11 protein-coding genes are annotated in these 21,997 nt (G+C 59.5%); 3 read left to right on the forward strand and 8 right to left on the reverse strand.

From position 1 onward, the window contains the following. Window positions 1-395 precede the first annotated feature (395 nt). A complete protein-coding gene (locus AC1MEE_RS23150; RefSeq protein WP_480411847.1) occupies window positions 396-6,551 on the forward strand; it encodes a dermonecrotic toxin domain-containing protein in 6,156 nt (2,051 codons plus the stop codon). Between the two features lie 49 nt (window positions 6,552-6,600). Here the strand turns inward: AC1MEE_RS23150 and AC1MEE_RS23155 are convergent, their stop codons facing one another. The 8 genes from AC1MEE_RS23155 to glnE all read right to left on the reverse strand — a co-directional run bounded on the left by AC1MEE_RS23155 (window position 6,601) and on the right by glnE (window position 16,964). Continuing rightward, entirely contained in the window at window positions 6,601-8,043 is a 1,443-nt protein-coding gene (locus AC1MEE_RS23155; RefSeq protein ID WP_480411848.1) for a lipopolysaccharide kinase InaA family protein, read from the reverse strand. Then, window positions 8,043-8,795, reverse strand: coding sequence for a lipopolysaccharide kinase InaA family protein (locus tag AC1MEE_RS23160; RefSeq protein WP_480411849.1), 753 nt, complete (start codon window positions 8,793-8,795; stop codon window positions 8,043-8,045). The genes AC1MEE_RS23155 and AC1MEE_RS23160 overlap by 1 nt, the downstream gene beginning before the upstream one ends. A gap of 72 nt (window positions 8,796-8,867) precedes the next feature. Beyond that, window positions 8,868-9,674: a lipopolysaccharide core heptose(I) kinase RfaP gene (rfaP, locus tag AC1MEE_RS23165; protein WP_480411850.1), complete on the reverse strand. Its 807-nt coding sequence runs from the start codon at window positions 9,672-9,674 to the stop codon at window positions 8,868-8,870. Next, window positions 9,671-10,795 carry a glycosyltransferase family 4 protein gene (locus tag AC1MEE_RS23170; RefSeq protein WP_480411851.1) on the reverse strand — a complete coding sequence of 375 codons (1,125 nt, stop codon included), beginning with the start codon at window positions 10,793-10,795 and terminating at the stop codon, window positions 9,671-9,673. Before AC1MEE_RS23170 ends, rfaP begins: the two co-directional genes overlap by 4 nt. Further along, window positions 10,795-11,856 (reverse strand): lipopolysaccharide heptosyltransferase I, encoded by a 1,062-nt coding sequence (waaC, locus tag AC1MEE_RS23175; protein ID WP_480416318.1) that lies wholly within the window; start codon window positions 11,854-11,856, stop codon window positions 10,795-10,797. The genes AC1MEE_RS23170 and waaC overlap by 1 nt, the downstream gene beginning before the upstream one ends. Before the next feature lie 11 nt (window positions 11,857-11,867). Next, window positions 11,868-12,905 carry a lipopolysaccharide heptosyltransferase II gene (gene waaF, locus AC1MEE_RS23180; protein WP_480411852.1) on the reverse strand — a complete coding sequence of 346 codons (1,038 nt, stop codon included), beginning with the start codon at window positions 12,903-12,905 and terminating at the stop codon, window positions 11,868-11,870. 99 nt (window positions 12,906-13,004) lie between these two features. After that, the gene (locus tag AC1MEE_RS23185; protein ID WP_480411853.1) at window positions 13,005-13,928 is read right to left on the reverse strand and encodes a branched-chain amino acid transaminase; all 924 of its coding nucleotides are present in this window, start codon (window positions 13,926-13,928) and stop codon (window positions 13,005-13,007) included. 90 nt (window positions 13,929-14,018) lie between these two features. Continuing rightward, a complete protein-coding gene (glnE, locus tag AC1MEE_RS23190) occupies window positions 14,019-16,964 on the reverse strand; it encodes a bifunctional [glutamate--ammonia ligase]-adenylyl-L-tyrosine phosphorylase/[glutamate--ammonia-ligase] adenylyltransferase (protein ID WP_480411854.1) in 2,946 nt (981 codons plus the stop codon). 382 nt (window positions 16,965-17,346) lie between these two features. Here glnE and aceE point away from each other — a divergent pair, with 382 nt between their 5' ends. Both aceE and aceF read left to right on the forward strand, forming a co-directional pair. Beyond that, window positions 17,347-19,992 (forward strand): pyruvate dehydrogenase (acetyl-transferring), homodimeric type, encoded by a 2,646-nt coding sequence (gene aceE, locus AC1MEE_RS23195; protein WP_480411855.1) that lies wholly within the window; start codon window positions 17,347-17,349, stop codon window positions 19,990-19,992. Window positions 19,993-20,146: 154 nt separating this feature from the next. Further along, window positions 20,147-21,820 carry a dihydrolipoyllysine-residue acetyltransferase gene (gene aceF, locus AC1MEE_RS23200; protein WP_480411856.1) on the forward strand — a complete coding sequence of 558 codons (1,674 nt, stop codon included), beginning with the start codon at window positions 20,147-20,149 and terminating at the stop codon, window positions 21,818-21,820. The last annotated feature ends 177 nt before the right edge of the window (window positions 21,821-21,997 follow it).

The following is a 21,997-nucleotide window of genomic DNA, read 5'->3' on the forward strand; positions in this document are numbered from 1 at the left end:
GAATCCATTGCTTTCGCGGGCAAGCTGAACTGACCTAATGATTCTGGACACCCCGCATCAAGCGTCTCGCCAACAAGTTCGCTACAGATGCCTTGTGGGGTACCTGGAAACATGGAAGCCCTCATCAAATAACCTATAAGTCGTTGAAAATAGATATAAATTTTAAGTCAGGCACTGATCGACTGTAGGAGCTGACTTGTCTGCGAAGGCCATTCAACGCGGTGGGTCTGACAGATCGCGCCGTATGGTCTTCGCAGACAAGTCAGCTCCTACGCCCTCCGGGCAGAATGCCACACACAAAATGCCTGGGGATAACTATGTACCGCCCTTGCACGCCCGAGCCTTGATTGATTGCTGCGGAACGAATTCATCCCCCGCAGAGAAGAAACAAGTTCATGCAAACATCCCCCCTCACCCGTTTGAACACGTTGAGCGCCGCCCTGGCGAATGAACTCAGGTTCCTCCCGGATATCCGGGACGAAGTGCTCAAGGACTCGCGCAGCGAACAACCTGAACCGACATTGGCGCGGTTGTGCGAGGCCATCGACGCGTACTGGGCGGCGTCCAGCGTTCAGGGCCAGTCTCGACGCGACCTGTTCATCGCCGGTTTCGAAGACGCCTTGCGTGATGAAGTCGCCCTCAAAGCCCAGGATGGCACGCTACACCTCAGCTACGCTGCCTGCCTGTCAGTACCTGTGGCTCAGGCCCTGCATCTGCAACTCAATGAACACACCACCGCCGAGATCGCCGGTGCGTTGGTATTCAGCACGGCGCAGGGCCACACCTTGCTGTCGATCCCTGGCTACGGCGTCGAGGGATTTGTGTCGCCGACAGCGATGCGCGACGCCATCACCCAGTGGGTCAACGACACTGCAGTGCGCAGTGTCTTGCTCAACAACGTCGAGCAACGTTATCAGGACCTGTTGCTCGAAATCGACCGCGACCCCGACCTGTTTCTCGAACCGTTCGAATCCGCGAACTGGCAGTTGCTGCCAATCCGCGAAAAACCGTTCGAACACGCCTTCGTCAGACAGTTGAACAAGCAGCGCAAAGATGTCAGCCATGCCTTTGGCGAGAGCCATCAGCGCAGTACTGATCCGGAACAATGGTCGATCCAGATCAACCACGCGGTACGCATGCCGGGTCTGTTTGGCCCCGAAGCCATACTTGCCCTGCTGGAAGCGAATCGCCGCGAAAGCAAGCAACGCAAAAGTCTGCCGGGCTGGTTCAAATTCGCCAGTCCGGAGGATCGCCAACACTACGTGCAAGGCCTGCAACATTATGAGCAATCACGCGCAGCGCTGTTGAGCGTGCTGGGTGGAGCTGCTTCACCGGAACAATTCGCCAGTGTGCGCCTGCGAGCCCGCATCGAGAGTGATCTGGGCTACGACCTGAACCCTGAGCATCTGATCGTTACCACCTGGCGCACCCTGCCGCAGACCAAAGAGTCCTACACGGTGACCCGCCCGCTGAATCAATTGGCGCTCTACGGGTTGCACCCCGGCGACCTGGAAGCGGGTTCCGAGTTCTTGAACTGGAGCACGTTAAGCCTTCAGGGACAACCGCTCGGCTCAGCCTATCCTGGACTGACCAACCGCTATATCGGCGAGCTGATCGAAGCGCTGAATTTACGCACCTGCTTCGGCCCAGCCCAGCGCGAAGCCTATGGCTCGGCGCAGATTCAGCGGCTCATGCGCATCGTTACCCGACAACAGGTGACCGCCCTGGCCTATGCCGCAAAACTGCAACATCACATCCTGCCAACAGACTTCGACCTGATCGAGTCGGCGGATCAGTTCGCCAATGACGCGCCGAGCAGCACCTTGCGCGTCCAGCAAGTGAAACTGAACAAGCGCGATACGCTGAGTAATGTGCTGCTGTTTCGCAAAGAGGACGCGCGAGGCAATCTCGAGCGCTTGGTGCTATTCACCCCCGACAACCCACGCGACCGCCAATTCCAAGGCTTCGACAATGAACGGCAATTAACGCAGGAACTGGTGAGTTGGAGCGCCATCCCCGCCATGAGCGAATACCTGCTGGAACAAGTGGAGCCCGCCAGTCGTCCCGCACTCAAAGCGCAACTGTTCGGCCTGAGCCAAAAGCCTCAGCCACCCGCCGATTTCGTCAGTCTGATCACCCAACACAATTACGACGAAGGGCTGCGCGCGCTGGTGATCGAGCATATCCGCGTCGCGATCGCCGATCAGGGCCAGCACACCCCGGACTGGTATGTGCACGCCAGCCAAACACAGCGTCAGGAACTGGTCGCCCTTGAGGACGCCATCAACGCCGCCCGCGTGAACTACGAAGCCAAACCCTATGCGCAGGTCCAGGCTTTCGACGACTACGTGCACCAGCGGGCCAGTGAGAAAATCAATGCACTGCTGGGCGTAGCGGCAGGGACTATCGATCCTGACAAAATCATCATCACCTCAGAACGCGAAACACTGACGTACACCCAGATGCTGCGCAATGGCTACAACGACAGCATCAACCCCATCCTCACCAACCCGGCCTCTGAAGCCCGGTTCAGTGGGCCCGACGGCATCGATCTGACAGCGCTGACCGCGCAAAACGTGGCGCGCTCGGCGCACGGCACCTGGCTCAGCGACGACTATGTCACGCGAATCCGAAACACACTGCTGAATCCGAATAGCACCGGCTATATGTATCGCCGCCAGACAAGCCTGCTCATCACTCAACTGCAAATGAAAGCTGCCGCCCTGCGCAGCCGGCTCAAAGGCGATATCGGTGCACTGCACTACCAGTGGCTCAAGGCGTCCATCGAGCAGATGCATCTGAGCGACCCGGCAACCCGCCGAAGCTGTCCGGTTTATCCCCTGCAATTCAGACTGGACAACCCGCTGATCGCGACCCCGGTCCCAGAACTGGGCGAAGCGCTGGACTACCTCATGGACCTCGCGACCGACATCACCTCGGCACCCTCGGTGGATCGAGCCCGGATCGAAACAGTACAAGGCTGTTATGTGCTGACGCCGGATCACTCCCGCGATACCGCCCAGGCACTGGTGTACACGCCAGAGGCGCCGGACGGCCTTGAGTTTCGGCCGCTCGGCACGTTCCTCGACACCCTCGCGAGCGAAGGGATGAGCGACTACTACAAGGACCGCTGTCGCATCAGCGCCAACCGAATGCTGGCGTTCTTCCTCGCCGACATGAAGAGTGGTGGGAACAGTCAGCCACCTGCACTGCCCAGCGGGCCTTTCGCCGATCTCTATGGCGCCTGCTTCAATCAAGTACTGGAACGCAAGATTCGCGATGTAGAAGACACCACCACCGGGCGCAGCGACATGCTCGGCAAGCTGGTCTGGACCAGCATCGAACTGATCGCCTCCGCTTTGACCCTGCCCTTTCCACCCGCCAGCTTCGCGGTTGGCGCATTGCTGTCCTTGCGCGATAGCCTCCATGCCCTGGAAGCATTCAGCGAAGGCGATCGCGAAGCAGCCAGCGGCTACATTCTCAGCTCGCTGTTCAATAGTCTCGGCGCCATCGGCGATCTCGATTCAGGTTTCAAAGGCATCGGTGGCGTCCTGCATCAGGTGACTCGCCACTCGGGGAAAAACCCGGCACTCAACACCGCGAAACAGCTGCAGCAATTACCGCCTCCATTGACTGACCTGCGCCCGATGACACTACACGGCGAGCAATTCTGGGCGGGCAGGCCTAATGCAACCGGCCACGCACCCTTGTTTCGCGGCAGCGCCAGCGAGCCTGAAAAACTGCTCGCCACCGGTCAATTCGCCGAGGTAGATAACGCGGGCCTGCTGAAGCCCCTGCGCCTTGAAGCTAGCGAGCCGCTGCCCGTGCCCCAAGGCACGGCCAATCGCGCCTATGCAGTGGACGTATCGCTGCGGGACACAGCGCCCATCGCGACCGGTCACGCCCAAGGCGTCACAGTTATCCGCGGCCAGCATTACATCGAATTGGATGGCCTGACCTTCATGGTGCAGTTCGACGCCAGAATGCGCTGCTGGACCCTTATCGATCCCCATAACCCCTTCGCCTTTTTCGGCAAGCAACCGATACGCCTCAATGACCAGGGTCAATGGCAAGTCATGGATGCCTTGAACCTGCGCGGTGGCGTTCGCCCCAGATTCCGGGCACTGGACGAAGACGCTGCTGGCCCAAGCACCGCCGTCGGCGACGTGAGCGACTACGAGTTGCCTGCGCAGATGCAGCCGTATATGCACGGCATCGTGAATCCCGCGCTCATCGACAACCTCGAAGATATCGGACTCGGTTTTGAAGAAATATTGGGAGCGTTTTATTCGGACATGCGCACGACCTACGTCACCCTCAGACAAAACCTCTATCGGGACGCCAACGCTTTCTTTGACAACGCCACGCTCGCCGCCAAGCCGGAGCTTCCCCTCGTTGAGGTCGCGGCGAGTGCCAACACGCTGATCGAAAGCATCTTTGCAAAAACCAACGGCCTGGTGCTCGGCGAGGTTCCCGCGTCCATCGCCAGCAAGCAATTGCTGATCGACAACATGGCCCTGCTGGTCGAGCACAAGGTCGAGGTGCTGTACATCGAACACCTGTTCACTGACCAACACCTGCGCAAGCTGAGCAAGTACAAAAAACTGGGTAACAAAACCAGGTCGGGCTCCCATGAGCTCAAAAACCATTTCGGTGAGGTCAACGGCGGCGCGCTGAATAATTCAAGCAAGGTGTACGACTACTACCATCTGGTGAAAACCGCGCACCAACACGGCATCGAGGTCAAACCGCTCAATTCGTCGGTCAGTTACCCGTTCATCAACAGCCCGGTATCGACAGCCGTGGGCGACAACGCCGCCGCGCGCAAAATGAGCAATTTCTTCGGGCATAAGTTGATCAACGCCGATACCGCGGCAAAACCCGAACGCCGCTGGGTCGCCCTGCTCGACCAAGACCGGATGAACACCTATCAGCAGGTGCCAGGCATCACTGAACTGCAAGGTGCAATCAGCGTACGTATCAAGGATGTCCCGGCAGGACGCCCTACTCGGGTGAGCCGCGATGCGATGGAGACGCTTGGCAGCAAGCCGACACCTCAGGGTGACTTCAAACTAGAGATGGCCAGCCCGATGATCGTCGAACTGCGTGGCCCTTCAACTGCCGCTGCAACCCATGCCGTCCGCGAATTGGACGCCTCGTTGTACGCCTTCATGGAAGGCAAACCCTATGTCCGAAGGAGCGTGGACCCGCGCACCGGAAAGCTGATCGAGCAATGGCCGGACACGCCTAATCCCTATGCCGGCGAACATGGGTTCAAACTGGACGACGCAGGCCAATGGCAGCGAGTCGACCCGTCGGAGTGGAACGCGGATAACTCGATCACGCCCATGCAGCAATCGCTTATCGACGCCGACTACGACATCCCCCTCGAGCTCAGAGCGAAACTGCACGAACTGGCGAATTCACAACACAAAGGGCTGGATGAGCGCTATTACATTCCCGATACGCAACTGGCGCAGACACGTCAGGCGTTCTTCAGCCGACGTCAACAACTGCAACTTGATGCCCGACGTGTGATTTCAGGTGATCTGCCGCCTCGGCCGACGTTGCCGGAGGTGTCACCAGAGACGACGGCGACTGGCTTTTTCGACAACCTGTATGAACACACCTCGGCAGTGATCATTGGCGAGTCGCACTCTAGTATCGCGAGCAAGAAGCTCATCATCGACAACCTGCCGCACCTTGCCGAACAGAAGGTCAAAACCCTTTACCTGGAGCATTTACTGACAGATTTGCATCAAGTGGACCTGGATCGCTTTGCGGATACAGGGCAGATGAGCAAGAGCCTGTTGCATGAACTCCGAAAGATGGATCAAGGCCACTACACGGACCCGAAAAAGGTCTACACCTTCGAAAACCTGGTAATCAAAGCCCGGGAGCATGGTTTGGAAGTCAGAGCGATCGATTGTGCCGCGAGTTACCACCTCAAAGGCATGTCTTCCGCGCCCCCTACCAACCGCCAGCAAATGATGAACTATTTCGCATCGCGCACGATTCGCAAGCATCAGGAGGTCGTCGGCGCGCATAAATGGATCGCGCTGGTGGGCAACTCGCACGCCAACAGCTTCCAGAAAATCGTGCCGGGCATTGCCGAGCTTGAAGGGGGTATTGGCGTTCGCGTGCTGGATGTCGGCCCTGGTCAGGCTCGCGTGGTGAGAGATCCGGGTGAGGACGTGGTCGACCGCCTCGGCACGGAGCGCGCGTTTCTTCAGAGCGATTACCGTCTGGAAATAGAAACGCTGGAGACGCCCGTTGTTCGCCGCCCCATGGCGGAGGCCGTAATACTGACCAGCGAAGAGCGACTGCGGCGACCAGGGATGTTTTTGATCGAAGAGTCCGAGCCTGGTCAGTTAGTGATTGTGCATCGCTCCAGAGATAACCTGATTCACCGCACGCCCATCGCCGTCAACGACGAGGGCAAGCTGTACATCGACCGCGAACGGTGGCTGCCCATCCACCTGCAACCCCATGATGACCTGCAAGCACTGATCCTGGCGCTTGAAGACCTCAACCTGACCCGGGTGGGCTGATTACAGACCGGACTTGTCCGCGAAGGCGGTGAGTCAGGCACACCGTGTTTTAAAATGGACCCTGCGGCAAGCGCTGCTCCAGCAACTGGCGCAGCGCACTGTCGGTTGGCCAGTTGCGCATTAACCGCGCACGATCACGGGCAAACGCAGTAGCGAAGGATGTGCTCGACGTGTGCTGACGCATCGCATCAAGGTCGATCAATGCCCAACAATCCTTGTGCCAGAACACGTTGTGTCCTTTGAGATCGCCGTGGCTGATCCGCTCACGCAGCAGTTGTGCAAACAGCAAATCCAATGCCTGCAATTCAATCTCCGGCACATCACCCGATTCAACATAGGGCGCGAATCGCTCGATGATGTCCGGCCCCGGCAGGTATTCGGTCACCAGATACGCCTTGCGTCGCAGCCAGAAGAATCGCTGCTCCAGCAACGCCAGCGGTTTGGGCGTAGCGATGCCGAGGAACGCCAGCCGATTGCCTTCACGCCACGAATGCCAACCACGACTCGGGCGCCAGAAACGCTTGAGCCAGTGAGCGAAATTCTTGATGTTGTAGCGCTTGATCACCAGCGGTCGACCGGCTATGTCCACTCGCCCGACACTGGCCGAGCCGCCGGTCTTGTACAGATGCCCCTGATCAAGCCAGGCATCGGCCTGCACCAAAACCGGCGTCATCGCGGCTTCTTCTTCGCGACGCATCACGCGCAAACCAAAGGCACCGGTCTTGACGCTGAACAGGCTGCAATCACGACCGACCTTGCTGAGGTAGTCCTTCAGGCGCCAGCCGCGAGTCTTGTCGATCTGCTTTTGCAGCGCTTCCATCGGCAAGCCATGTTCGCCATTGCTCAGCAGGTAATGCACCAGCAATTCTTCAGTGAACGGCTCAAGGGTTTTGGGCAGCTGGGCGAAAAATACACCGAGATTTTCCAGCACCCGTTGCCGCGACAACGACTTGCCCGCCTGCTCGACGCGAATTCCGCCGCCGTCGATCAGATACAACTGGCCGTTGTAACGCAGCAGGTTGTCCAGATGCAGGTCCTCCTGCCAAAGGCCCTTGCTGTGCAAATGCGCGATGGCCGACAACGCCTCGCCCAACACGGCCTGCTGCTCGTCCGCCAGAACCGGCAGCTGTTCGACTTCAGCCCAGGCCTCACCCAGGCTTTGCGTCGGTTCCAGAAACTCGAACAACAGCCAGCCGCCCTCGCCGTCCTGCAGGCCATCGGCCAACAGCAAGGGCGTGGTCATGCCTTGCTCGGCGAGCAGGCGCACACCGGCCCGCTCACGCTGAAAGTGCCGCGCGGCTTTGGAGCCAACCAGCAATTTCGCCAGCACTGGACGCCCGCGCCAAATCCCGGCACCGACATAGCGCTGCCCCGGCAACACACGCAGCAAGGTCAACAGCTGCAACTCAGCCGGGCCGACAGCATCCGCCAGCGCCAGGTTCATCGGCAGTGCAGGCGTGCGGCCGGCCGTTTTCAGTTCAGACAACCGCATTAGCTAGCCTCTTTATAACTGCTGCGCTTCGCCAGCCGCTGCCACCACGTATCGACCAACGCACTGTCGATCGGCGCTTGCAAATATGTCGCGAGCAATTCGCGCACCTCGGCTTCGTTCCAGATCGGCGCGAAATGCAACAACGGCTCAAGGTCTTTGATCCGGTCACGCCAACCGAACAGCACGGGCCGGGTCTTTTCCAGATCAGTCAACTGAGCGTGATAAGCATTCGAGCGCGAGCGCAGGAAAATATGCTTGGGATAGAAACAACCATGAATCTGCCCCGCAGCATGCAGGGTACGCGCCAGTTGTCCACAGGCCTGAAGGATCCCCAGACGCTGATGGGTACTCAACGTCAACCACCGAGGCAACAGCGCATCCAGATCAGTCCAGTTGTCCAGCGCTCGAGTCAGCAGAATCGCTCGGCGTTCGCCTTCCACGTTGCGCTCGCCGTAGAACACCGCATGCAACGCCGGGATCCCCAGTGCCTGATAGCGGTTGAGAATACGAAACTCGCGGGAAAACGAGGGCTCGCCAAACGGACGATGCAGGCTACGGATCAGATAGTTGCTCTGGCGCTTAAGGTAAAAGCCGGAGCCTTCCAGCTCCAGGCGAAACACGCTACTCCAACCGCCGCGCCCGGTGCCGAGATCGTCGACGGCGTCCAGTTGCACTTCCCACAACGCCTCAAAGTCAGCCAGACCGTGGCGTTCAAGCAACCCACGGTCGGCTGGTGCGATGAAGTCACTCATTCCCGCCCCTCGAAAAAGCTGACGATATGACGCATGCATTTTTGCCCGAGCAGCTCAACGTCCAGGTCACCATCAGAGCGCACCTCCGTAACGCAGTTTGCGCTCGTACAGTTTGTTGGCCTTGCTCTCCAGCCAGCTGAGCAACGCCGATTCCTTAGCCACGATATGGCGCAACGGCTGTTGAAAATAACCGCGCAGAAAACGCAATTTGTCACGTTGGGTCAGGCCGATGTCCAGCGCCGAGAAATACAGCGCAGCCAGGTCTTTGTTGCGCCAGCGCTGGGTGATCGTTGGACGTGTCTGGGCGCGGTGCAGGTCGATCACGGACAGTTTAAAGTCCTCGGCCGTCACCGGCTTATCGGTGTGCAGCAAGAAGTGACAGATGTAGCAGTCACGGTGATTGACCCCGGCGCGATGCATCATGCCGGCCATGCGCGCGACCTCGGCGATTAGCGCCCACTTGAGTCGCGGCGGCGGCGGTTCCTGGCGCCAATGGATGCAGTAATCTTCCAGGCTGATCGTCGGCGCCAGTTCTTCGGTGACGATGAACGAATGCTGCGCCGCCGGATTGTTGCCGCGTTCACCATAGGCGACGGCGGTCATGGTCGGCACACCGATTTCGTGCAGGCGGTTGATCGCCTTCCACTCTTGACCCGCACCCAGCACCGGCAGCTTGGCGGTGATCAGGTTTTTGACCACCTCACCCCAGCCGATGCCCCGGTGAATCTTGACGAAATACCCGCGCCCCTCGACTTCGGTACGCAAGGTGCGCCGACCTTCGAGTTCGCGATAAACCTGGCCGTCCAAACCCTCGACCTCGGCGAACGCATCGCGTCCACTCCAGAGGCTTTTGAACGGCTCAGCGAGGATCAGTTTCATCCGTGGTGCTCCGCCAGAATCACATCGGCCGCGTGCTGCGGCATGCTATAGAGATCCGCCGTATCGGCGAAGATCAGACCATGACGGCCCCAGGCCGTGCGTGCTGCCTCATCCTTGAGCATGGTCGCCAGGTATTGATTGAGCTGCGATTGCTCGAACGGTTCGTCCAGCACCAGACCGCTGTCGGCTTGCGCGATGTAATGCGCGTAACCACAGGTCGCACTGACCAACACCGGCAAACCGGCCACCAGCGCTTCGAGTAGAACGGTGCCGGTGTTTTCGTTGTACGCCGGGTGGATCAACACATCGGCACCCAGCAGAAAACGCGGAATGTCGCTACGCCCCTTGAGAAACTGCACGTGTTCGCCCAGCCCCAGCGCAGTGCTTTGCACCTGAAATACTTTGGGGTCGTCCTGGCCGATGACAAACAGTCGAGTACGTTTTTTCAGATCCGATGGCAAGGCGGCCAGCGCTTTGATGCTTCGATCCACCCCCTTGGTCTTGAACCCGGAGCCGATCTGCACCAACAACAAATCGTCGTCCGCGAGGCCGAACTCCTGCCGGAACTCGGCACGAATCTGCGGCGCATCGGCTGGGGCGCGACGGTCCTGGCCGATGCCTGGTGGCAGCAGGTGAAAGCGCTCAAGCGGCGTGTCGTAATGTTTGATAAACAGCGGTTGCTGCACCTCGGAAATCATCAGGATTTCGGCTTTCGCGCCTTTGGCGAACACCGCACGCTCATAGGCAGCGAAGTGGCGATAGCGACCCCAGCGGCGGTACAGCGCGTTGCGCAGGTTTTGCGCCTTGTCTTCGTAGCAGCCATCGGCGGCATAGTACACGTCCAGGCCAGGCATTTTGTTGAAGCCGATCACACGGTCCACCGGACGCTTGAGCAAATCCGCTTCCACCCACGCGCTGAGTTTTTCGTAACGCCGATGGTTGAATATCGCTTTGACCGGCACCACCACCACGTCGAAACCGTGCGGCACGTCGCCTTCCCAAGTCAAGGTGTAGACACGAATCTGATGCCCGCGCTGCTGGCACTCCAGGGCAATGCGCATGAAGTCGCGTTGCAGTCCGCCGAACGGGAAATATTTGTAAAGCACAAACGCCAGTTGCATCAGCCTGGTTCCTTTACCAGCAATAGCGCGCCCAATTGGCTCGCTACTCGCTCGGGATTCAAGCGAGTGAAGCATAAAGGCCACTCGCGTTTTAAATCGAACCGGCGCTGATCTTCAGCGGTCGGGCGATAAGTGCATTTCTTTCGCAGACACGGCGCGCAGGGAAAATCGCTGGCGATGTGCACCTGCGATTGGCCGTAGGCACCGGTCAAGCCGGGGTTGGTCGGACCGAACAACGACAGGGTTGGCACGTCCAGCGCAGCGGCCAGATGCCCCAGGCCGGTATCCACCGCGACGCAAGCCTGAGCGCCCGCCAACACCCTGGCGACGCCCGCCAGGTTCAGTTTGGGCAGTACCACGACGTTATCCAGACCTAGCGCAATGCGCTCGGCACGCGCCAGCTCGGCCGGATTGCCCCATGGCAGGCGCACTTGCAAGCCGCGGTTACCCATGAGCTCAGCCAACTGCCGCCAGTAGATTTCCGGCCAGTGCTTGGTCGCCCACGTCGTGCCGTGCAGAAACAGCACGAACGGTTCACTGGCGGGCGCATCCAGCAACCGCGATCGATCCAGGCCGTATTCGCCCAGCCCGGCCGGGACTTGATAACCCAGCGCTTGAGCGAACAACTGGCGCGAGCGCTCTACGGCATGCTGCTCAGGATCCACCGGATACGGTCGATCATAAAACCGACTGGCCAACGGTTCGCGTGCAGATAGCCGGTCAAGACCAACAATGGGCGCCTTGACGTAACGCGTCAGCCAGGCACTTTTCAGCAGGCCTTGAGCGTCGATGACCAGGTCGTAATCAGTCTCGCCCAGGCGCTGCTTCAAGCCTCGCCACTCGCCATTGCGCAGGGTTTGCCAGAGGTTCTTGCGCCAGCGCCGAATCGCCACCGGAATCACCTCGGCCACTGCCGGGTGCCAGGTCGGGATCTCGGCGAAGGCCTCTTCCACCACCCAATCGAACTGAATACCGGGGAGCGCCCGCGCAGCATCGGTCAACGCTGGCAGCGTATGAATCACATCCCCCAGGGACGAGGTTTTGATCAGCAGTACCCGCAAGCTACACAAAGTCAGGTGACCTCGACCGGTGTGCCGCCGCCCAGACGCTCCAGCGCCTCGACCACGGATTTTGGTTCAAGTTGGCGCAGGCAGTTGTAATGACCGAAACGACAGGTACGGTCGAAACACGGACTGCACTCGATGCCCAACCGGACGATCTCGACGTGCTCGGCCAACGGCGGCGTGAAGCCCGGCGAGGTCGAACCGTACACAGCCACCAACGGTCGATTGAGCGCCGCGGCGACGTGCATCAGTCCCGAGTCATTGGAAACCACTGCGTCAGCGCAGGACATCAGATCAATTGCTTCCGCCAGCGACGTAGCGCCACTGAGGTTCACCGATTCTTCACGCAGGCCGGGAATCAACCGGTTACGAATGCTCTCGCCCACGGCGTGGTCATTTTTCGAACCGAACAACCAGACCTGCCAGCCCTCGCGGATCCTGGTCTCCGCGACCTTGGCGTAATGCTCGGCGGGCCAGCGCTTGGATTCGCCAAACTCGGCGCCGGGGCACAGCACCAACAGCGGGCGGTCCAGGCTCAAACCAAACTTGGCCAGCGCCACGTCGCGAGTGGCCGCATCGATTTTCAGGCTTGGCCGTGGATAAGGCAGGGGCAGCTCGACACCCGCGTCATAGGCCAAGGCCATGAAGCGTTCGATCATCAGCGGATAACGCGGCTTGTCCAGGGTGCGCACATCGTTGAGCAGCCCGTAACGAAACTCGCCAAGCCAGCCGGTGCGCTTGGGGATGCCGGCAAAAAACGGCACCAGCGCCGACTTCAGCGAATTAGGCAGAAGGATCGCTTGATCGTACTGGCCCGCCAGCGACTTGCCAATCCGGCGGCGGGTCGCCAATTCAAGCACGCCATGGCCGAGCGGAAAGCTCAGGGCCTTGCGCACTTCAGGCATGCGCTCAAGGATCGGCCGGCTCCACTCAGGGGCCAACACATCGATTTCGCACTGAGGATGACGCTGCTTCAGGCACTGGAACAGCGTTTGCGCCATTACCATGTCACCGACCCAGCTTGGCCCAACGATCAGAATTCTCATGCTTAATCCAAATACGACCAGAAACGAGCAGGGAGGCTTATCAGGCTGCGTGACATTTCCACACAACCTGACGCCTCCCTGTCATAGCTTATATAGCGCTTATTTGACCAACGTCCGCCACTCGGCGTGAGCAGTGGTTTTGCCACTGACCAGATCGAAATAGGCTTTTTGCAGCTTCTCGGTCACAGGTCCGCGACTGCCGATACCAATCTGCCGGCCATCGACTTCGCGGATCGGCGTCACTTCCGCGGCAGTACCGGTGAAGAACGCTTCGTCGGCGATGTACACCTCGTCGCGAGTAATGCGCTTTTCGACAATCTTGATGCCGAACTCTTCAGCCAGGGTCAGCACCGTACTGCGCGTGATGCCATTCAGGCAGGCCGTGACATCCGGGGTGTAGACCACACCGTCCTTGACCAGGAACACATTCTCGCCCGAACCTTCGGCGACAAAGCCTTCCGGGTCAAGCAACAGCGCTTCGTCGGCACCGCCGGACAAGGCTTCCTGCAACGCCAGCATCGAGTTGATGTAGTTACCGTTGGCCTTGGCGCGGGTCATGGAAATATTCACGTGGTGACGGGTGAACGAACTGGTCCGCACTTTGATGCCGGTACGCAGTGCTTCTTCGCCCATGTACGCGCCCCAGCTCCAGGGCGCGATGATCACGTGGACTTTCAGGCCAGTGGCGCGCAAGCCCATGGCTTCGGATCCGTAGAACACCATCGGCCGGATGTAGGCGCTGTCGAGATTGTTCTCACGCACCGCAAGGCGGGTCGCTTCGTTGATTTCGTCTTTCGAGAACGGAATCTTCATATTCATGATGTGGGCGGAATCGAACAGCCGGTCAGTGTGCGCCTTCAACCGGAAAATCGCTGTGCCTTGCGGGGTTTCATAGGCGCGTACACCTTCGAATACACCCATGCCGTAATGCAGGGTATGAGTCAGAACGTGGGTGGTGGCATCGCGCCACGGAACCAGCTTGCCGTCATACCAGATAACGCCATCACGATCGGCCATCGACATCATTGCGCTCCTCAAATCCTGTACCTGACGGCGTTTTCAGAGCTGTCAGACAAGTGAGGCAAGCCTTTAAAGACTTGCCGGATACCATTTCTAACTCAAACCCAATTCAGCCCAGATCCGCAACACTTCACGCCGCTGGGCATGAAATTGATCGCCACTGATCACCCCGGCCTCGTTCTGCAAAGCCTGCCGGTGAGCGGCTGCACGGTAGGCTTTATAGGCCTCGCGCAACAGGTTGGCATCCGTGTCGAGGATCAACCCGGCCTGCTCAAGGCCTTCGAGAATACGGATGTTATCGGTGTAACGCAGTAGCGCTGGATGCTCTCTGGACCAAGCCAAGGCCGCGTATTGCACCATAAATTCGATATCGACGATACCACCGGCGTCCTGCTTGAGATCGAATGGCGACGTGGCTTCGAAGGCATTTTCGGCGGTTCCGGCGGCGGTCGCCTTGCTGCCGAGGTTGTCGCGCATCTTGGCGCGCATCTCACTCACATCCACCCGCAGCGTGGGCAGATCGCGTTCGCGGCCCAGCACCGCAGCACGCACTTTTTCGAACGCAGCACCCACTTCATGACTGCCCACCAGCACCCGCGCACGCACCAGCGCCTGATGTTCCCAGGTCCAGGCTTCGTTCTGCTGATAGCGGTCGAACGCCCCCAGCGAACTGACCAACAACCCCGATGCACCGGACGGCCGCAGGCGCATATCGACTTCGTACAACTGGCCGGAGTTGGTCTGGGTAGTCAGCAGATGGATGATCCGCTGGCCCAGCCGGGTGAAGAACTGTGCACCGTCGATAGGCTTGACGCCGTCGGTTTCAGCTTGCGGATCGCCATCGTGAATGAACACCAGATCCAGATCCGAACCATGGCCGAGTTCGATCCCGCCGACCTTGCCATAGCCAACAATGATGAAACCCGGATCGCACAAGCTGCCATCGGGGCGAACCGGCGTGCCGTGCCTGGCGACGGTGTGGCGCCAGGCCAGGGCCAGCACCTGTTCAAGAATCGCCTCGGCCAGCCAGGTCAGGTAATCGCTGACTTTCATCAGCGGCAAACTGCCGGTGATTTCCGACGCCGCCACACGCAACCGATGAGCCAGCTTGAAGTGACGCAGGGCTTCCATTTGTTGTTCGAGGTCATCTTCAGGGATGCGCGTCAGCCGCTCGCGCAACTCCGCTGCCAGCTCCGGCGCCAACGGCGGGCTGAACAAGCGGCCTTCGTTGAGCAGTTCATCGAGCAGCAACGGGAAACGCGCAATCTGTTCGGCGATCCACGGGCTGGCCGCACACAACGTCAGCAAGCGGCGCAAGGCACTGGGGTTTTCCGTGAGCAGCACCAGATAGGCCGAGCGTCGAGCGACGGCTTCGACCAACGGCAGCACCCGCTCCAACACCAGATCGGGACTGTCATGCTCCACCGCCTGAGCCAGCAACCGTGGAATAAACGCATCCAGACGCTCGCGACCCAAGCGTTGCATGGAGCGCAATTGCGGGCTACCGCGCAGGGCTGACAACTGCTTCAGCGCCTTGGTGGCATCGACGAAACCACCTTCCTGCAACTGTCGGCACGCGGCCTCTTCATCCTGGGATTCTTCCCACAGCGCAAACCATTCGCCACCAACCACCATTTCGCCTTCATCGCCCTGCTCTTCATCAGGATCGGCAATGACTTGGCGAAAATGCCAATCCACCCGGCCACGCCAGCGCATCAACTGCTTGTGGAAACTTCCCCAGTCCGCAAAGCCCAGCATAAAAGCGATGCGCGCCTGATCCTGCGCGCCGTCAGGTAGCATCTGGGTCTGGCGGTCGGCGATGGCCTGGATCGCATGTTCGGTATAACGCAGGAATTCATACCCTTCACGCAGTTCGTCAATCACCGCGTGTGGCAGGTAACCCTGGCCCTCCAGGGTGTGCAGCACTTTCAGCAAGGGGCGCTGTTGCAGGCTCAGGTCGCGCCCCCCGTGAATCAGCTGGAACGCCTGGGCGATGAACTCGACTTCGCGAATCCCGCCAGAACCCAACTTTATATTCTCGGCCATGCCCTTGCGCCGGACTTCCTGCTGAATCAGCTGCTTCATGGTGCGCAGCGCTTCAATCGCCGAGAAGTCCAGGTAACGCCGATAGACGAACGGACGCAGCATGTCGAGCAACTGCGCGCCCGCCACTTGATCGCCGCCGACCACCCGCGCCTTGATCATCGCGTAGCGTTCCCAGTCGCGGCCCTGATCCTGGTAATACTGCTCCAGCGCGTTAAAACTGAGCACCAGCGCGCCGGACGACCCGTAAGGCCGCAAGCGCATGTCGACGCGGAACACGAAGCCGTCGACGGTGATCGGGTCCAGCGCCTTGATCAGCCGCTGCCCCAGACGAATGAAGAACTCCTGGTTATCCAGCGGACGCTTGACCCCTTGGGTTTCACCACCTTCGGGGTAGCCGAAGATCAGGTCGATGTCCGACGACAGATTGAGTTCGACCGCCCCCAGCTTGCCCATGCCGAGGATGACCATCTGCTGCGGCTCACCGCTGCGCCGCCCGGTGGGCGTGCCGAATTGCTGGCAATGGCGTTGATACAACCATTGATAGGCCAGATCGATGCAGGCATCGGCCATGTCCGACAGGTCTTGGCAGGTTTCTACCAGATCGGCCTGACGGGTCAGGTCACGCCAGACGATGCGCACTTGATGCCGGGTTCGTTGCCGACGCAAATGGCGGCCCAATCCATCCTCAGTGTCGGCGGTCTGCACCGCGGCAGCGACCTGCTCGCGCAACTCGCCCACGGCATAACTGCGCTCCAGTTGGCCAGAGGCGGCCAGGTCGAGCAACATCTGCGGATCGCGTGACACTTGATCGACGAAAAAATCGCTGGCCGCACATACGCGGTCGAACGCAGCGCGGCGCGCGGCGGGCCAGGCGTCCAGCGTCGCGAGAGCATCGTCGGATAACGCGGCAACGGCGGTGCGAAACGACTGTTGCGCACGGGTGACAAATGGCAGCAGGATGGCCGGCAGATCGGCCAGCAAAGGGAGGCTCATGGTCTATCCTTGGTCGGCGTGCGAAGGGTTGGCTGCCGTGACAGCAAGAAACACGCTACGGAATGGATCGTCGAACAAAAGTTATAAATAGCTGAAAAAACATATTTATTGGCAGCCAGCATCAAGTTTTCACCCGCTTTAATTCGCTTCACACTCACATTAACGATTTATCTCACAACACAACAGGAGCCCATCAGTCGCTCTTCTGTAGTTTTACTACTGAGGCGACTACTCGAAAGGCTGAAATAGCCAACGATTTGTAGTAAAACTACACGACGCCGGTACAACCTCCGGTAATCCAAGAATTTATGTCGTCTGCCCACAAGGCCAGTCGCAAACTCAGGCAACCGATTCTGGAAGCCTTTCCGCCCTGGAGCAAGCCATGCAAGACCTCGATCCCGTCGAAACCCAGGAATGGCTGGACGCCCTGGAATCGGTTCTCGACAAAGAAGGCGAAGACCGTGCTCACTATTTGATGACCCGTATGGGCGAGCTGGCCACCAGAAGTGGCTCACAGCTGCCTTACGCCATCACCACGCCCTACCGCAACACGATTCCAGTCACCCACGAAGCACGCATGCCTGGCGACCTGTTCATGGAACGCCGCATTCGCTCGCTGGTACGCTGGAACGCGTTGGCCATGGTTGTCAAAACCAACCTGAACGATCCCGACCTGGGCGGTCACATCTCCAGCTTCGCCTCCAGTGCGACGCTGTATGACATCGGCTTCAACTACTTCTTCCAGGCACCGACCGACGAACATGGCGGCGACCTGATCTACTTCCAGGGTCACGCTTCGCCGGGCGTCTACGCTCGCGCGTTCATGGAAGGCCGGATCACTGAAGACCAGATGAACAACTTCCGTCAGGAAGTCGATGGCAAGGGTCTGTCGTCTTATCCACACCCGTGGCTGATGAAAGATTTCTGGCAGTTCCCGACTGTGTCCATGGGCCTTGGCCCGATCCAGGCGATCTACCAGGCACGCTTCATGAAGTACCTGGAACACCGTGGTTACATCCCTGAAGGCAAGCAGAAAGTCTGGTGCTTCCTTGGCGATGGCGAGACCGACGAGCCGGAATCCCTGGGCGCAATCGCCCTGGCCGGTCGTGAAAAACTCGACAACCTGATCTTCGTCGTCAACTGCAACCTGCAACGTCTCGACGGTCCGGTGCGCGGCAACGGCAAGATCATCCAGGAACTCGAAGGTGTGTTCCGTGGCGCTCAATGGAACGTGACCAAAGTGGTCTGGGGCCGTTTCTGGGACCCACTGCTGGCCAAAGACACCGACGGCATTCTGCAACGCCGGATGGACGAAGTGATCGACGGCGAGTACCAGAACTACAAAGCCAAAGACGGCGCGTTCGTACGGGAACACTTCTTCAACTCGCCTGAACTCAAGGCGATGGTCGAAGACCTGTCGGACGACGAAATCTGGAAACTCAACCGTGGCGGCCACGACCCGTACAAGATGTATGCGGCCTACCACCAGGCAGTCAACCACAAGGGTCAACCGACCGTGGTGCTGGCCAAGACCATCAAGGGTTATGGCACCGGCGCCGGTGAAGCGAAGAACACCGCGCACAACACCAAGAAAGTCGATGTCGACAGCCTGAAAAGCTTCCGTGACCGCTTCGACATCCCGGTCAAGGACTCCGAGCTGGACAACCTGCCGTTCTTCAAACCCGAAGAAGGCAGCGCCGAAGCCCGTTACCTGAGCGAGCGCCGTGCAGCACTGGGCGGTTTCGTGCCACAGCGTCGCGCCAAGAGCTTCAACCTGCCGACGCCACCACTGGACACCCTCAAGGCCATCCTCGACGGTTCCGGCGATCGCGAAATCTCCACCACCATGGCCTTCGTGCGGATTCTGTCGCAACTGGTCAAGGACAAGGAAATCGGCCAGCGTATCGTTCCGATCATCCCGGACGAGGCCCGTACCTTCGGTATGGAAGGTATGTTCCGCCAGTTGGGCATCTACTCGTCCGTCGGCCAGCTCTACGAGCCAGTCGATAAAGAACAAGTGATGTTCTACCGCGAGGACAAGAAAGGTCAGATCCTCGAAGAAGGCATCAACGAAGCGGGCGCCATGTCCTCCTTCATCGCTGCCGGTACGTCGTACAGCAGCCACAACCAACCGATGATTCCGTTCTACATCTTCTATTCGATGTTCGGTTTCCAACGTATCGGTGACCTGGCCTGGGCCGCTGGCGACAGCCGCACCCGTGGCTTCCTGGTCGGCGGCACGGCCGGTCGTACCACGCTCAACGGCGAAGGTCTGCAGCACGAAGACGGTCACAGCCACATCCTGGCCTCGACCATCCCGAACTGCCGCACGTTCGACCCGACTTATGGCTATGAACTCGCGGTCATCATCCGCGAAGGCATGCGCCTGATGTTCGAAGAGCAGCAGGACGTTTTCTACTACCTCACCGTGATGAACGAATCCTACGTCCAGCCCGCCATGCCGGCCGGTGTAGAGGAAGGCATCATCAAGGGCATGTACCTGCTCGAAGACGACACCAAGGAAGCGGCGCACCACGTTCAGCTTCTGGGTTCGGGCACCATCCTGCGTGAAGTGCGTGAAGCCGCGAAAATCCTGCGTGAGCAGTTCAACGTCGGCGCCGACGTCTGGAGCGTTACCAGCTTCAACGAACTGCGTCGCGATGGCCTGGCCGTAGAACGCAGCAACCGTATGCACCCAGGTCAGAAACCTGCCCTGAGCTACGTGGAAGAGTGTCTCAACGGCCGTAAAGGTCCGGTGATCGCGTCGACCGACTACATGAAACTGTTCGCTGACCAGATTCGTCAGTGGGTACCAAGCAAGGAATACAAAGTCCTGGGCACTGACGGTTTCGGCCGCAGCGACAGCCGCAAGAAGCTGCGTCACTTCTTTGAAGTCGACCGTCACTTCGTGGTGCTGGCAGCTCTGGAAGCCTTGGCTGATCGCGGCGATATCGAACCTAAAGTGGTGGCTGAAGCCATTGCCCGATTCGGCATCGACCCTGAAAAACGCAACCCACTGGACTGTTAAGAGTCTGTTTCCAGATCGCACAGGGCGCTGACAAGGTGCGCGAAACAGCCGAGGATGCGGAATTTACATCGGTAAATGAGCATCCGACGCTGTTTTCGTCGCAGCTGAATCCAGCGCAGTCGAGAGTGAACAGGTTCTCCGAAGGAGAGACATTGTGAGTGAACTAATTCGCGTACCCGACATCGGCAACGGTGAAGGTGAAGTCATTGAGTTGATGGTCAAGGTCGGCGATCGCATCGAAGCCGACCAGAGCATTCTGACTCTGGAATCGGACAAGGCGAGCATGGAAATCCCTGCTCCCAAGGCCGGCGTCATCAAAAGCATGAAAGTGAAACTGGGCGACCGCCTGAAAGAAGGCGACGAGCTGTTCGAGCTGGAAGTCGAAGGCGAAGCTGCTGCGCCGGCGCCTGTTGCTACTGCACCTGCCGCTGCCGCGCCAGAAAAAGCAGCGCCTGCGGCCGCCGCGCCTGCACCGGCTGCTGCACCGGCTGCTGCACCGGCTGCTGCACCGGCTGCTGCACCAGCCGCTGCGGCCACCGTTCAGGACATCCATGTCCCGGACATCGGTTCGTCGGGCAAAGCCAAGATCATCGAAGTGATGGTCAAGGCCGGCGACACCATCGTGGCTGATCAATCGCTGATCACCCTCGAGTCCGACAAAGCCAGCATGGAAATCCCTTCGCCCGCCGCAGGCGTGGTCGAAAGCATCCTCGTCAAGCTTGACCAGGAAGTCGGTACCGGCGACCTGATCCTGAAATTGAAAGTGACGGGCGCAGCACCGGCAGCAGCCCCTGCTCCCGCGGCCGCACCGGCTGCTCCGGCCAAGGCTGAAGCGGCTGCACCTGCCGCAGCACCTGCACCGAAAGCCGAAGCGGCCCCTGCCGCTCCGGCTCAAGCGCCAGCACAGAACGGCGCCAAGGTTCACGCCGGTCCGGCTGTTCGCCAATTGGCCCGTGAATTCGGCGTCGAGCTGAACGCGGTCAGCGCAAGCGGTCCGCATGGTCGTGTGCTCAAGGAAGACGTGCAGGTTTACGTCCAGGCCATGATGCAGAAGGCCAAGGCAGCACCAGCAGCCGGCGCTACCAGTGGCGCAGGCATTCCGCCGATCCCGGAAGTCGATTTCAGCCGTTTTGGCGAAATCGAAGAAGTGCCGATGACCCGCCTGATGCAATTGGGCGCCACCGGTCTTCATCGCAGCTGGCTGAACATTCCGCACGTAACTCAGTTCGATCAGGCTGACATTACCGAGCTGGAAGCTTTCCGCGTCGCCCAGAAAGCCGTGGCCGAGAAGGCTGGCGTCAAGCTGACCATCCTGCCGCTGCTGCTCAAGACCTGCGCCTATCTGCTCAAGGAACTGCCGGACTTCAACAGCTCCCTGGCACCAAGCGGCAAAGCGATCATCCGCAAGAAGTACGTGAACATTGGCTTTGCCGTGGACACCCCGGAAGGTCTGCTGGTCCCGGTGATCAAGAACGTCGATCAGAAGAGCTTGCTGCAACTGGCGGCCGAAGCGGCCGAACTGGCAGAAAAAGCGCGCGCCAAGAAGCTTACCGCCAACGACATGCAAGGCGCCTGCTTCACCATTTCCAGCCTCGGCCACATTGGCGGCACCGGCTTCACGCCGATCGTCAACGCGCCGGAAGTGGCGATCCTTGGCGTGTCCAAGGCAACCATCCAGCCAGTCTGGGACGGCAAAGCCTTCCAGCCGAAACTGATGCTGCCACTGTCACTGTCCTACGATCACCGCGTGATCAACGGCGCCGCGGCTGCGCGCTTCACCAAGCGTCTGAGCGAATTGTTGGCGGATATCCGCACGATGCTTCTGTAAAAAGCCTGCAGGCCCATTTCGGTGGGCCTGCTGCGCTGACTGTTTTCCGAGCTGCCACGCTCGTACCTCAACCCCGCCAATTTGGCGGGGCTTTTTTTGCCTGCAAAAAAAGAAGTCCGGATGCAGTTCTTCCGTAGAAATGGCGCTGCACTGGAAAAACAACAGATGGCTATTACC

Source organism: Pseudomonas sp. ASL3 (genome assembly GCF_056680425.1).

What these genes read in the sequence shown, in the direction of transcription:
- AC1MEE_RS23150 (WP_480411847.1), top strand. Translation starts at nt 396, where the DNA reads ATGCAAACATCCCCCCTCACCCGTTTGAACACGTTGAGCGCCGCCCTG.
- AC1MEE_RS23155 (WP_480411848.1), bottom strand. Translation starts at nt 8,043, where the DNA reads ATGCGGTTGTCTGAACTGAAAACGGCCGGCCGCACGCCTGCACTGCCG.
- AC1MEE_RS23160 (WP_480411849.1), bottom strand. Translation starts at nt 8,795, where the DNA reads ATGAGTGACTTCATCGCACCAGCCGACCGTGGGTTGCTTGAACGCCAC.
- rfaP (WP_480411850.1), bottom strand. Translation starts at nt 9,674, where the DNA reads ATGAAACTGATCCTCGCTGAGCCGTTCAAAAGCCTCTGGAGTGGACGC.
- AC1MEE_RS23170 (WP_480411851.1), bottom strand. Translation starts at nt 10,795, where the DNA reads ATGCAACTGGCGTTTGTGCTTTACAAATATTTCCCGTTCGGCGGACTG.
- waaF (WP_480411852.1), bottom strand. Translation starts at nt 12,905, where the DNA reads ATGAGAATTCTGATCGTTGGGCCAAGCTGGGTCGGTGACATGGTAATG.
- AC1MEE_RS23185 (WP_480411853.1), bottom strand. Translation starts at nt 13,928, where the DNA reads ATGTCGATGGCCGATCGTGATGGCGTTATCTGGTATGACGGCAAGCTG.
- glnE (WP_480411854.1), bottom strand. Translation starts at nt 16,964, where the DNA reads ATGAGCCTCCCTTTGCTGGCCGATCTGCCGGCCATCCTGCTGCCATTT.
- aceE (WP_480411855.1), top strand. Translation starts at nt 17,347, where the DNA reads ATGCAAGACCTCGATCCCGTCGAAACCCAGGAATGGCTGGACGCCCTG.